Origin of the sequence: Agrobacterium sp. rho-8.1 (assembly GCF_033957725.1) — a bacterium.
In the GTDB taxonomy this organism is placed as follows: Bacteria; Pseudomonadota; Alphaproteobacteria; order Rhizobiales; family Rhizobiaceae; genus Agrobacterium.
On record NZ_CP192788.1, the window covers coordinates 2,178,587 to 2,191,105 of the forward strand.

A 12,519-nucleotide genomic window follows, 5' to 3' on the forward strand; every position below is an offset into this window, starting at 1 on the left:
TTCATTCACCTTGGGCATGCCAGTTTCTGATCAAAGCCATACGCGCCTGCAAATCGGGGATACTTTCGGTCACAGTCTTCCAGACGACAGGCAGTTCTGCTCGGAAATAATCGTGAACGATGAGATTGCGCATGCCCTTGATTTTCATCCAAGGCACTTCGCTGTATTCGCTGATAAACTCGGGACTATGTTTATCGATCTTCGCCACAGCCTCGCCGATGAGTGCAAGCCCCATCATCACGGCCATCTGCGTGCGCTCGTCCAAACAAAAAGCTGGCTCGTCCATGCCCTGAATAAAGCTCTGCACTCGGGATGCCGCCAAATCTATTTCTTCGAGATAGAGGAGAAGGCGGTCGGAGCTCATACGGCCTTGGCTTCCAGCAAGATGCGATCCTTGATGGCGGGGTGAAGGCCACCTGAGGTAAGAACATCTACTTTTACTCCGAGCAATGCTTTCAACTCTTCCAGCAAGCCACCGAGGTCAAATAATGTCGTCCCCGGCAACGCATCCACCAGAATATCGAGATCACTATCCGGTCGATCCTCGCCGCGTGCGACAGAACCGAACACACGGGGATTGGCCGCGTTGAAGCGTTTTGTCGCTTCGCGGATCGCCTCCCGGTTCTTTTCCAGTGCTTCTGAGGGTCTCATGGCCGATCTCCTGAGACATAATATAGAGTGCAAGCCCACACGTGGAAAGACGATTGTTGGAGCAATACTCTCAGCCCTCCGGCAACAGAGCAGACAAACGGAGCAGAGCGATTTTTTCGACCTGCTCCGTCGCAGTGGCGAATTCGCCTTGCGCGTCATGATCGATACGAGTTTCGAAAGCTCGCAGAATATCATCCTTGGTCAGGCCTTTCACCGCGATGATGAAGGGAAAGCCGTTCTTCTCGACATAGGCAGCGTTGAGTTCGGTAAAGCGCGCATGCTCCTGCGGCGACAGACGATCGAGACCAGCCCCGGCCTGTTCCTTTCGGCTGTCTTCGGTCAGCCCCCCGGCGATGGCAAGCTTTCCCGCAAGATCGGGATGGGCGCGCAAGACGCCAAGTCTTTCTTCATGTGAGGCGGCACGAAACTGTTGCGTGAGCGCGGCATGAACAGTACTTGCCGTCAACGGTTCAGTCACCGCGCCAGCATCATACGCACGCTCTGCGATAAACGGAGAATGCTCGAAGACGCCACCAAAACCGTTGATAAACTCGCCGCGATCCACCATCACAACGCCCCTGGCTTATGATGTTCATGCCAGTGACGGGCGATTTCGACGCGTTGGGGTATCCAGACTTTTTCGTGGCCAAGCACGTATTCGATAAAGCGTCGCAGCGCTGCCGCCCTTCCCGGTCGTCCAACAAGGCGACAATGAAGGCCGACGCTCATCATCTTAGCAGCGCCTTCTGCGCCTTCCTGATAGAGAACGTCAAAACTGTCCTTCAGATAGGCGAAGAACTGATCGCCGGAATTGAAACCCTGCGGCGTTGCAAACCGCATGTCGTTGGCGTCAAGCGTGTATGGAATGATCAAGAAGGGGTCTTTTTTCAGACCCTTCACCCAGTAAGGCAAATCATCGGCATAGCTGTCGGAGGAGTAGAGAAAACCACCCTCTTCCATGACAAGCCGCAATGTATTGTCGGAAGGCTTGCCTTGATACATGCCATAGGGCCGTTCGCCGGTCAGCTCCGTATGCAGACGCACGGCTTCCAGCACATGCTTGCGCTCTTCCTCTTCGGAAAAATCCTTATATTCCAGCCAGCGATAACCATGGCTGGCGATTTCCCATCCAGCCTCCTTCATGGCGACCACCGCTTCCGGGTTCCGCGCCATGGCGGCAGTAACACCATAGACGGTTGTCGTGACGCCCAGATCGGTGAACATGCGCCACAGTCGCCAGAACCCGGCGCGCGAACCATATTCGTAGATCGATTCCATGTTGAGATTCCGTTGACCGGGCCATGGTTGTGCACCCACGATTTCCGACAAGAGCGACTCAGACGCCTTGTCGTTGTCGAGAATGCTGCTTTCGCCGCCCTCTTCGTAGTTGATGACGAATTGCACGGCAATTCTCGCTTCACCGGGCCATTTTGGATCAGGGGTGTTGCGACCGTAACCTAAAAGATTACGGGGATAGTCAGCGGAAATCATCAAATCACCTTCACGCAAATTTCGTGAACGGTACCATCGCAAACCGGAAAGTCGAGAGCAATGTCGGAAGTGGACTAAGCAATCTTGCGGGCAGATACCCGCCCCATGGGATGCAAAGAATGAACACGGAATGGTGCTCCCGGTTCGTCTTCCACGAAAAGCGCCAGATTGGAAAATTCGATCTGCCGTTCCAGGACAGGGGCAAAGACCGCACGGACGGCTCTCTCGACCCTTGCGCAGTCTCCCGGCACCACGCCGCCCGTCAACATCATCTGAAAGCGAAACTCGTCCATCACATAAGGGTGGCCCCAGCGGTGCAAATTGGTCAATTGGGTGGCGGAGAGACGATCAGGGTCGGCACGCTCGATGTCGGCATCGGACAAGGGTGCACGATAGTGGTCGAACTCCTGAACGACGCTTGCGGCCAGAAAATTCAATGTTTCCGATGGCCAGGATGGCACCAGCCCGTAAACATTTCCAAGCTTTGCGATCTCGAGTGGTGGCAAACTGAAGGGTTGGTGTGTTCCGGCAAAATGCATCAGCGCACGGAGCAAAGTCGCTTCGCCGATGTCATCCATCAGGCGAAACGGCGCCTTGATCGTACCGTGGAAACCGTAACGCCTCGGCAGCGCCGTGTGATAGGAAATTTCCTGCATCCCGAGGCTCGAAACCGGAGGCGGCTCGACCGTCTGACCAGAATAGATATCACGTCCCAGCCAGGCCGCAGCCACGTGGGTGAGCGGATCGTTCGGAGAAGGCGTAAAATGAATGGCGTACCGCATGCGTCGTCACCTCGCCGTCCGAAACGGTTTTCGTCAGCTCTATTGCATGCGCTAAGCTGTTAGGTGATTTGCGTGACAGATTAACGACTAGAAACGCTGCTTCGTCACATCTTCGCGTTGAGAACGCGGATGTGATCTTCGAGTGTAAAACTCTCGGGCACATCCATAGTTTTCCCAACCATAGCATCCAGGGCAGCGTCCGCCAGACGATGCGCCAGACCGAAACTGACCTTGAAACCACCCGTCAGCGCGATGATACGGGAATGATCGGGATGACGCCCAACCATCGGATCCCGTCCGATCGCCTTGGGACGCAAACCAGCCCAGCGTTCGATGACGGGGGCATGTGCAAGCAACGAAACGATCTGCCGCGCATGTGCAATCAGGGCATCAAGCTTCTCATCAGTGGCAAACGCGTCGTCGAATTCTTCCTCGCTGGTACTACCAATAGCGACCGTTCCATCTTCATGTGGCACCACGTAGAGGCCGTTGAGAAACACAACAGGCATCGACGGATCGACATTGGCGCGCAGCAGAGCCGCCTGCCCCTTCACCGGCTGACCGAACCTTGGAACGGCAGGCAAACCGAACGTTTGACTGAGGAGCGGGAAGGAATCATGACCCGCCGACACCATGGCATGACCGAAGCGAATGTTTTCTCCGCTTACCAATGTGGCAGTGCCGCTGGGTTCCAGCGTGGATACGCTGCATTTCTCCACCACCTGCACATGCTTGGCTTGCCGCAAATATGCTCGGAACGTGGCAATGAAAGCTCGCGGAGAAACTTTAGCGGCGAAGGTGTCGTGAACGAAACCGGCCTCGCCCGCTGCAGCGTCTACCCACCCGTCCACGGGAGGTTTATCAAGAAGATGCCAGTGAAACTGCTCCGTCCCTGTCTTCCAGTTGGAACGTGCGTCGTTTCGATGGCGCTCGGCAATGGGCCGCAGATGCGGCTTGGGGAGTGGAATAATCCGTCCGCACCTGCGGTAACCGGCTGAAAACCCTGTCTCGGCTTCCACCGCAGCGATTTCCGCTTCCAGCCCAAGCAAGGCGTCGAACTGAAACTGCTTCTTGTCGGACCAGCGATCCGGGACGTGCGACATCAAAGCGCCCAGAAGACCACCGCTCGAACCGCTCCCAATCGTGTCGGCATCGACCAGAAGCGTGTCGATACCCAACCGCTCCGCTTTTACAGCCGCCCATAGCCCCATGATGCCGCCGCCGACGATCAACAGTGAGACGCTGGATGGCAAAGGTGATTGACCTGTTTGCCGGGGAAGACTATCGGCTTGAACCATGACACATCCCAACGAAAACATGCCGGTAAGAGCCGGCTCAAATATGCTGGATTGGCGAGAGGGCGATATGCCCTATTCGCTGGCCTTTGGCGACCATTTTTATTGCCAGACGGATGGACGGCAGGAATGTAGCCACGTCTCGCTCGCCGGAAATGGCCTGCCGCAGCGCTGGGAAACGGCGGAAGGAACCTTCCGCATCGGTGAACTCGGGTTCGGCACCGCATTGAACCTGTGCGAGACCTGGCGACAGTGGAAACTGCACCGCCCCGCCCAAGCGACGCTGCATTTTGTCTCTTTCGAATTGTACCCGATGACGGCGCATGAACTGGACCGCGCATTGTCCCACTGGCCTCAACTGGAGGCCGAACGCACAGCGTTTGTCGCACAGTGGCCGTCAGACCCAGAAGGCTGGATTGACATAACTCTGGATGAGCAGACACGCCTGACCGTCTTCTGCGGCGACGCCATGCAAGGAATAATCCAGAGCACCGACACCTTCGATGCTTGGTACCTGGATGGCTTTGCACCTTCAAAGAACCCGGACATGTGGTCGCAGGACATCATGTCGGCGTTGTTTGAAAAGACCGCTCCCGGCGGAACCTTCGCGACATTTGCGGCCGCCGGTTTCGTGCGCCGAAATCTAGGTTCGGCTGGTTTCGCGGTTGAACGCCGGCCAGGCTTTGCGGGCAAACGGGAAATGCTTTGCGGCGTAAAGCCTGCACAATAAGAACAAACAAAAACGCCCGGACACAGGTCCGGGCGTTTCTCACGTTAGATCAGATCTGATCAGCCGCGCTTGCGACCACGACCGGCGTTGCCAGCCGGGCGACCCTGACCGGCCGGAGCGAACGAACCAGCCTTGCGAGCAGGACGCCCCTGGCCACCACGGTGGTTGCGGCTGGCAGCGGGCTTGCCCGCACCCTCAACGCCGCCGCGCTTGAAGTCAGACGTTGTTTCCAGATCGTTGTCACGTTCAACAGGCGCAAATTCACCAGCGCGCTGACCACGGAATTCACCGTTGCGGCGTCCTGCATCGCGTGGCGCACCTTCGCGCGGCCCGCGCTGTGGACGATCACCATGTGCTCGTTCGCCACGTTCTCCGCTCTGACGGCGAGGACCGTTGGCGTTGGCGTTGCCACGGTTACCTGCGCCACGGTTGTTGTTGTTACCGCGCGATGGGCTGGCAAGACCAGCAGGACGTTCGCCGGACAGAACCGGGATTTCGATCTTCATCAGCTTTTCGATGTCATGCAGCAGACGGGTTTCATCCGGTGCGCAGAAAGCGATTGCGATACCATCGAGACCCGCGCGAGCCGTACGACCGATACGGTGAACGTAAGCATCGGCAACTTCAGGCAGATCGTAGTTGAAGACGTGCGTTACAGCCGGAATGTCGATACCGCGCGCGGCAACGTCAGTGGCAACCAGAACCTTGAATTCGCCGTCCTTGAAGCCCTTCAACGCGCGTTCGCGCTGGCCCTGGCTCTTATTGCCATGGATCGAGGCAACCTTGAAACCGATGTGTTCGAGATACTTGGACAGCTTTTCAGCACCATGCTTGGTGCGCAGGAACACGATAGAACGGCTATCGGGGTTCTCGTTGAGCGTCTTCTTGAGAAGTTCGGTCTTGTCATTCTTGCCGACGACGAAGTGAACATACTGCTCGACCTTGTCTGCGGCCTTGCCCGGAGGCGTGACCTGAACGGTGACAGGATTGGTCAGATAGCTGCTGGCGAGATCAGCGATCGAGTTCGGCATGGTGGCCGAAAACAAAAGAGTCTGACGGTTGGCAGGCACCATTCTGGAGATCTTGCGCAGGTCATGGATAAAACCAAGGTCCAGCATCTGGTCGGCTTCGTCGAGCACAAGGAAAGTCACCTTGGACAAGGAGATTGCGTTGCGCGAGATGAGGTCGAGCAAGCGGCCTGGTGTGGCAACGAGAATGTCTGTGCCTTTTTCCAGCTGAAGCTGCTGCTTGTTGATGGACGCGCCACCAACGACCTGGTTGATCTTCAAATGCGTCTTGCGCACGAAACCGCGCAGGCTTTCGCCGATCTGGTTCACCAACTCGCGGGTCGGTGCCAGAATGAGAGTGCGGGTGGTGCGGTTTGCAGGACGATCCGGCTGCTTCAGCAGCATTTCGATGATCGGCAGGCCGAAAGCCGCCGTTTTGCCCGTGCCGGTCTGCGCAAGACCGATCATGTCGCGACCTTCCAGAAGAAGCGGAATCGCTTTTGCCTGGATAGGGGTCGGAGTGGTGTAACCGAGTTGGGTGACGCCGGCCACGATTTTTTCGGAGAGGCCGAGTTCGCTAAAACTGGTCAATAGTATACCTTTCGGGGCGCCAAAACGCTTGAACCCGGATCAGCCTTGCTGTCCGGTTGTCTTGGCGTCAAGAACCCCGCGTGAATTGGGAACTTGTGGGTTGGAATGACTTTCTGCGCTTCAGTGCGGCGAGTTCGCCGTCTCCTGCATGAATGCGCTTTTCCTTCATGCGTCGTATTATTTCGTTGACGCTGCAGCTCACGCGGCCGCCAAAGGTGAAAGCTTGGACGGGATTTCGTCCTTTTGGAAAGCAAAGTCAAGTGAATGTTTTGAAATGGCGGGTTTGCACCCAACGCATATCCGCCTGCGACGACGTCTCGGCGAACTGAAAAAGCGCGAAAACAGGGGATAATCATGGTTAAAAAATTGTTATAACCCGGTGTGGTGGATAGCCAACGCCGCATCGCTACAATATTCTAGTTCGCAAGAATATTCTTAAGTAATTTGATTCTATTATGGGCGGTACAGTACTACGGAGAATGTCTTGAACACAGAAGGCGGTTTGCTTGAAAAAGCATGTGAAGGCGTCCTGACGCTGGAACGTCCTGCCTGCGTCAAGGACAGTCAGTTGCGTTATGTTTGCGCCAATGCCGCCTATGCGCGTTTTGCCGGGCGCGCCATCGACGATTTCCAAGACAAAACAAGCCATGAGTTGTTCGGCACGACCGAAGATTTGGAACGTGAAGACAAGGAAAAGCGATGCCTCGTCTTTGCGACCGATGAAACCACAATCTGGAAAAGCCCTGTTTCCGGTGCGACGCACGTCATAAAATGCGAACGCTTCGAAACCGAAGACGGCGGTATGTTCCTTTACGAAGTGTTTGAAACCATGCCATCGTCTATGGTGGATGTGGGCGCGGGGCTGGTTGAAAAGACCATTTCGATTCCGTCGGCCACACTGGATCTGCTTGATGTCGCAATCGGCATCTATGGCCCAGATAATACGCTAGTCTATGCAAATGCCAGACTTGAAAGTCTGTGCGGCGACCTCTCCGTCGTCTGGAGACCCGGCCTTGAACTAAAAACGGTCATTGCTGCCTTCCACGACTACTGTTTCGTGCCGGCCGACGACAGCCCTGAAACGGCGGGGGCCGATAGGCAGGCGTGGATTGATGGCATGTTTGCCGATGCCCAGAAGCCGTTTGCCGAATTCACCCAGAAAACGGGTGACGGCCACTGGGTCCGTGGCATTTCGCGACGGCTTGAAAGCGGCATGCTCGTTGCGCTTCTTCTTGACGTGACCGATGCCAGAACACAGGAAATATTGCTCGAAAAACATACCAGGGAAAACTGGCTGTTTCGCGAAGCGCTGGAGCAATTGCCGGTCGCGGTTTTCATGCTGGATGGTCAACGCCGCCTGACCTATGCCAACGCCTCCTACGAAGCCTTGTGGGGAGAGCCCCGAGAAAAGAATTACGGCCGCACGGAGGAGGAAATCTTCGTTCATGAGGGCCAGGCGTTCCGGCAGGAAAACATTCACGTTCTGAAAACCGGAGAGGAACTGCACAAGACGGAACAGATCGTCTTGAACGATGGCACCATCATTCCGACCATCATTCGGGTTGGTCGCATCATAACACCCGCGCACGAACCCTATCTCGTTGGTTCCGTTACAGACGCCACGCCGCTGATGAAGCGCAAGGAAGAGTTGAAGGCCGCCCGCAATGAGGCAGAACGGCTTCACGCGGAAGTCCAGTCTATCCTTCAGTCCTTGCCCGTGGGCGTGATGCTGCTGGGATCGGATTACACGATCGAATACGCCAACAATTACTTTTACGAACTATGGGAGGCGACCGAGCAGGTCGATCTCATCGGACTACCCTATCGTCGCTATCTTGAGCTTGGATACAAAAGCGGGAAATATCATATCGGTGCGAGCGACGTGGATAGTGCCATTCGAGACCGGGAAGCGCATCTGGCGCAGATCGATGGCTACTCGTCACGCGAGGTGGAAAGCAAGGCAGGTCGGTTCACGATCATTTCCGAGTGTCGCATTGCTGGCAACAAGATTCTGCTGACCTTTTCCGACAGTACAGACGTCCGCTCCCGCGACAGGGAAATCAGCCATGCGCGACAGGAATTGCAGCGCGTTGGCGAGCATATGCGCGATGCGACTCGCGTCATGGCACAGGGTCTTGCTCTGGTGGAAAAAGGCCGTATCATCATGTCAAACGACGCGATGGTACGCCTGTTCGAAGTACCGGAGGCGTTGCTTGCCGCAGGCGAAAGCTGGATACCGTTTTTCTCCTACTGCGCCGCGCGTGGAGATTTCGGGAGCGAGGAACAGATTGCAAAAACTAAGGCACTCTGGACCGAAAATGTAGCAACCATCAAACCCTTTTCCTGGCTCATCCACCTCGCCAATGGGCGATGGCTCAATCTGGAAGCGACTATCGGCGCAGGCGACTACTGGCTTGTCATCGTCACTGATGTAACGGACATGAAGCAGCGCGAGGTTGAGCTTGAAGGCCTGCTGGCGCGCGCCAAGGCCGCCGACCGGGCAAAATCCGAATTCCTTGCCAATATGAGCCATGAAATCCGGACACCCATGAACGGCGTTCTCGGCATGGCGGAATTGCTGGCCAAATCCAATCTGGATACGCGTCAGAGAACCTTCACCGACGTGATCGTGAAGTCGGGCAATGCGCTCCTCACCATCATCAACGATATCCTCGATTTCTCGAAAATCGATGCGGGTCAGATGACGCTGCGGGCTGCACCCTTTGACGCGGTCGAAGCTGTTGAGGATGTCGCCTCGCTCTTGTCCTCGCAGGCGCAGAACAAAAACATCGAGCTCATCGTGCGCGTCGATCCATCATTCAACACAATGGTGAGTGGTGACGCCGGTCGTTTTCGTCAGATCGTCACGAACCTGACCGGCAATGCGATCAAATTTACCGAAAGAGGCCATGTGCTCATCGAGCTATCCGCCGAACCGGTGGACGAGAGCGAAGTGATTCTGGTTTTGCGGGTGAAAGACACCGGCATTGGTATACCGCCCCATCAACTCGACCATATCTTTGAAAAGTTCAATCAGGCAGATTCGTCCTCCACCCGCCGCCATGAAGGTACGGGCCTCGGTCTTGCGATCACCGTGGGCTTGGTCGGCATTTTTGGCGGCAAAGTCGATGTCGAAAGTACAATCGGTGAAGGTTCAACCTTCACCGTGGCCCTTCCCCTTCGCGTCGTGGCAAAAACCAGCGAACAGACGAGCGGCGCCATCGACCGTAAAAAAGTCAGCGTCCTCATCATCGACGACAACAGTGCAAACCGTCAAATCCTCAGCGAACAGCTATCCAGTTGGGACATCGACGCCTACGCCGCAGAAAGTGGTCCCACAGGGCTGGCTATTCTTGAAGAGGCTACTCGATTAGGCTTTGAAATCGATGCTGTCATCCTCGATGACGATATGCCCGGCATGAATGGGCTGGAGGTTGCGCGCCGCGTGAGGCAAAATCCGAGCTTCAACGAAACGGCGATGATCTTTCTGACATCAATGGACGCCATCCACCAGGACAGCGAGCCTTGCGACATCAGCTTCGACGCACATCTGATGAAGCCCGTTCGCGCCCGACTTTTGCGCAAGACGCTGACAGATGTGGTGCGGACATCACGCTCGAAGCGAGCTCTGCGCAAGACATCGGACACGCCGGAACACTTAGCTGAGAAGACCACACAAACCAAGCCGGTGGTCGTCACCAAGCCCTCTACCGGATCAGAACAGACATCCAGAACGGCGTTGATCGATGTCCTGATCGCAGAGGACAACGACGTCAACCAGATCGTCTTCACTCAGATCCTTCAGGAAACCGGCTTGCGCTTCCACATCGTCAGCAATGGCAAAAAAGCTGTCGAGGCGTGGAGAGACTATAATCCATCCATTATCCTCATGGACGTTTCCATGCCGGTCATGAATGGGCTTCAGGCGACGCAGACCATCCGCGCTGAGGAAAAAAGTACCGCTCGCACTCCCATCATCGGCGTGACAGCACATGCGCAGGACAGCGACCGCGAGCTGTGCCTTACCTCCGGCATGGATGATTACCTATCCAAGCCGATCAGCCCGGAACTGCTTCGGGCAAAAATCGACAAATGGTTGTTGCGGCGCGCCGATGACGCGACGAAATCGAAGTCGAATTGAAAACGCCGCGAGGACAAGGTCACACGCGGCGTTTGCAATACGTCGAAAAGGCCTGGAATTAACGGCGACGAGCCGAATCTACCGACAAAGCGCCAGGACCAGCCGTGACGAGGTAGAGGAAGACGAAGCAGAACAGAATGGCTGCGTCACCGCCGTTAAGGACCGGGAAAAAGCTCTTTGGCGAATGCGCCATGAAATAGGCAAAAGCCATCAGACCCGAAAGAACGAATGCGACCGGACGCGTGAAAAGACCGATCAGGATAAGAATGCCGCCGATCGTCTCAAGAAGCGCTGCAACCATCAGCATGGGTGGAAGCGAACCCTCCATCGTTGATGCAGGAAATCCGAACAGCTTCTGTGTTCCGTGTTCGATGAACAAAAGTGCCGCAATGATACGCAACGCTGCAAGAGCGTAAGGCTGGTATCGCGACAGTTTGTCAAAAAATGCCATATGTTTAGTCCCCGTAAAATAGGTTCGACTCGATTGGTCAAAACCTGACTGAAAAACCCTATATTTCGTAGTGAAAATCACATTTTACTGCCGAAAACAATATCTAGAATATAAGATCACTTATCTGTGCGTAAACTCGGAAGTGCTTATATTCAAACGGGTTGCGACCAATCTAGGGATCTTGTCATGACACGGCGGGACACAGGCAGAAGCACTGTGAAAATCAGCAGACAATAGACACCCATGGCGAAAATCTGGGACGTGAAGGGCACGCCGTTATCGATCAGCAAACCGCCGAGGCCCGGCCCAAGCGCCGAGGCGAACACCATGATGGCGACGATAACCGCGCGAATGGCGCCTAAGAATTGCACACCGTAAACCTCAGGCCAGACGCTGCCGAACAGTGTCAGCGAAAAACCATCGGAAACTCCGTAGAGAACCATGAAGGCAAAAACGGCCCAAGGCGCATCGACCACCGCCAGCAAAACACATCCGACGCCGAACGGAATGAGATAAAACGGCAGTAATCTCAAAGCGGAAAATCGATCAACCAGATACCCCGACAATAGTGAATTTGCGACCGCCACGGCGGCATAAAGAAAAAATGACGACGCCAGCAACTCAACGGGCCAACCTTTCGATTGCGCCAGATGCAACTGATGGAAAAAGATCGTGTTGCTGATGAAGGCGGGTGGCAGCATTCCGAGCATCAGAAGGTAAAAACATGGATCGAGAATGACCTGCGGCCGCGTCTAGTTGCGATTACCGTTGGAAACCATTGTTCTGGATCCAGTCGTAGGCACCCGCTCGATCTTCACCAGCGTCAGAACCATGGGAAGAATGAGTGCAACGAGAAAAATGGCAGCGAGTAGCCAGACGTTCCGCCAACCGAACGCCGCCATTCCTGCCACGGCGAGCATTGGCAGCACCGCTTGCCCGGCATTGAGGCCGAGTGCGGCAAGTGACACCGCGCGCCCACGTTCCCCGGCAAACCAGCGACCGAGGCTGGTATAGGCAACATGCACCATCATTCCCTGGCCGAACAGCCTCAGAAGATAAAGTCCGCCAATCAGCGTCGCGATCGAAAACGCGTAAGCCAGACAAAGGGCGCCGAACGCCAGAGCGGGTATGGCCAAGGCTATGATCTGGCGGAAAGACCAGCGATCCGCAAGCTTGCCGAGCCAGACCAGACTGATGGCGGAGGCGAGCGTGACGCCCATGTAAAGGAGGCCAAAGTCTCCATCGCTCAGCCCGAATTCGCGACGGATCTCTCCGCCGGATAGCGAAATGAAAAATGTCTGGCCGAACGAAGAAGCAAACAGCACCGTAAAGCCCGCACCGAGCCAGCGGCTGTTTCCGCGTAAAAAAGAAAGCAAGTGC

The 12,519-nt window shown here is 55.7% G+C and carries 12 protein-coding genes; 2 read left to right on the forward strand and 10 right to left on the reverse strand.

Features of this window, described 5'->3' with window-relative positions; genetic code table 11:
* Position 1: 1 nt before the first annotated feature.
* The 6 genes from RMR21_RS10845 to RMR21_RS10870 form a co-directional block, all read right to left on the reverse strand.
* Positions 2–364, reverse strand: coding sequence for a HepT-like ribonuclease domain-containing protein (locus tag RMR21_RS10845; RefSeq protein ID WP_498668028.1), 363 nt, complete (start codon positions 362–364; stop codon positions 2–4).
* Positions 361–651: a nucleotidyltransferase family protein gene (locus RMR21_RS10850; RefSeq protein ID WP_498668029.1), complete on the reverse strand. Its 291-nt coding sequence runs from the start codon at positions 649–651 to the stop codon at positions 361–363. Before RMR21_RS10850 ends, RMR21_RS10845 begins: the two co-directional genes overlap by 4 nt.
* A 70-nt stretch (positions 652–721) precedes the next feature.
* Positions 722–1,219 (reverse strand): 2-oxo-4-hydroxy-4-carboxy-5-ureidoimidazoline decarboxylase, encoded by a 498-nt coding sequence (gene uraD / locus RMR21_RS10855; RefSeq protein WP_498668030.1) that lies wholly within the window; start codon positions 1,217–1,219, stop codon positions 722–724.
* A complete protein-coding gene (gene puuE, locus RMR21_RS10860) occupies positions 1,219–2,142 on the reverse strand; it encodes an allantoinase PuuE (protein WP_498668031.1) in 924 nt (307 codons plus the stop codon). Before puuE ends, uraD begins: the two co-directional genes overlap by 1 nt.
* Positions 2,143–2,216: 74 nt before the next feature.
* Complete coding sequence (locus RMR21_RS10865) at positions 2,217–2,924, reverse strand: DUF1045 domain-containing protein (protein WP_498668032.1); 708 nt, start codon at positions 2,922–2,924, stop codon at positions 2,217–2,219.
* A gap of 104 nt (positions 2,925–3,028) precedes the next feature.
* On the reverse strand, positions 3,029–4,222 hold the full coding sequence (locus RMR21_RS10870) for an NAD(P)/FAD-dependent oxidoreductase (RefSeq protein WP_498668033.1): 1,194 nt from the start codon (positions 4,220–4,222) through the stop codon (positions 3,029–3,031).
* On the opposite strand from RMR21_RS10870, the gene mnmC2 reads away from it, so the two are divergent.
* Positions 4,221–4,949, forward strand: coding sequence for a tRNA (5-methylaminomethyl-2-thiouridine)(34)-methyltransferase MnmC2 (mnmC2, locus tag RMR21_RS10875; RefSeq protein WP_498668034.1), 729 nt, complete (start codon positions 4,221–4,223; stop codon positions 4,947–4,949). The genes RMR21_RS10870 and mnmC2 overlap by 2 nt on opposite strands.
* 59 nt (positions 4,950–5,008) lie before the next feature.
* Here mnmC2 and RMR21_RS10880 read toward each other — a convergent pair whose 3' ends face one another.
* The gene (locus tag RMR21_RS10880; RefSeq protein WP_498668035.1) at positions 5,009–6,547 is read right to left on the reverse strand and encodes a DEAD/DEAH box helicase; all 1,539 of its coding nucleotides are present in this window, start codon (positions 6,545–6,547) and stop codon (positions 5,009–5,011) included.
* Between the two features lie 484 nt (positions 6,548–7,031).
* Here RMR21_RS10880 and RMR21_RS10885 point away from each other — a divergent pair, with 484 nt between their 5' ends.
* Complete coding sequence (locus RMR21_RS10885) at positions 7,032–10,688, forward strand: PAS domain-containing hybrid sensor histidine kinase/response regulator (RefSeq protein WP_498668036.1); 3,657 nt, start codon at positions 7,032–7,034, stop codon at positions 10,686–10,688.
* Positions 10,689–10,746: 58 nt separating this feature from the next.
* Here the strand turns inward: RMR21_RS10885 and RMR21_RS10890 are convergent, their stop codons facing one another.
* The 3 genes from RMR21_RS10890 to RMR21_RS10900 form a co-directional block, all read right to left on the reverse strand.
* Positions 10,747–11,139 (reverse strand): DoxX family protein, encoded by a 393-nt coding sequence (locus RMR21_RS10890; RefSeq protein WP_498668037.1) that lies wholly within the window; start codon positions 11,137–11,139, stop codon positions 10,747–10,749.
* A gap of 152 nt (positions 11,140–11,291) precedes the next feature.
* The gene (locus RMR21_RS10895) at positions 11,292–11,840 is read right to left on the reverse strand and encodes an MFS transporter (protein ID WP_498668038.1); all 549 of its coding nucleotides are present in this window, start codon (positions 11,838–11,840) and stop codon (positions 11,292–11,294) included.
* Between the two features lie 51 nt (positions 11,841–11,891).
* On the reverse strand, positions 11,892–12,515 hold the full coding sequence (locus RMR21_RS10900; protein WP_498668039.1) for an MFS transporter: 624 nt from the start codon (positions 12,513–12,515) through the stop codon (positions 11,892–11,894).
* Positions 12,516–12,519 lie beyond the last annotated feature (4 nt).

Excerpts from the sequence above, each read along its gene's own strand:
- mnmC2 (WP_498668034.1), top strand. The coding sequence starts at position 4,221 with ATGACACATCCCAACGAAAACATGCCGGTAAGAGCCGGCTCAAATATG.
- puuE (WP_498668031.1), bottom strand. The coding sequence starts at position 2,142 with ATGATTTCCGCTGACTATCCCCGTAATCTTTTAGGTTACGGTCGCAAC.
- RMR21_RS10845 (WP_498668028.1), bottom strand. The coding sequence starts at position 364 with ATGAGCTCCGACCGCCTTCTCCTCTATCTCGAAGAAATAGATTTGGCG.
- RMR21_RS10895 (WP_498668038.1), bottom strand. The coding sequence starts at position 11,840 with ATGCTGCCACCCGCCTTCATCAGCAACACGATCTTTTTCCATCAGTTG.
- uraD (WP_498668030.1), bottom strand. The coding sequence starts at position 1,219 with ATGGTGGATCGCGGCGAGTTTATCAACGGTTTTGGTGGCGTCTTCGAG.
- RMR21_RS10890 (WP_498668037.1), bottom strand. The coding sequence starts at position 11,139 with ATGGCATTTTTTGACAAACTGTCGCGATACCAGCCTTACGCTCTTGCA.
- RMR21_RS10865 (WP_498668032.1), bottom strand. The coding sequence starts at position 2,924 with ATGCGGTACGCCATTCATTTTACGCCTTCTCCGAACGATCCGCTCACC.
- RMR21_RS10870 (WP_498668033.1), bottom strand. The coding sequence starts at position 4,222 with ATGGTTCAAGCCGATAGTCTTCCCCGGCAAACAGGTCAATCACCTTTG.
- RMR21_RS10850 (WP_498668029.1), bottom strand. The coding sequence starts at position 651 with ATGAGACCCTCAGAAGCACTGGAAAAGAACCGGGAGGCGATCCGCGAA.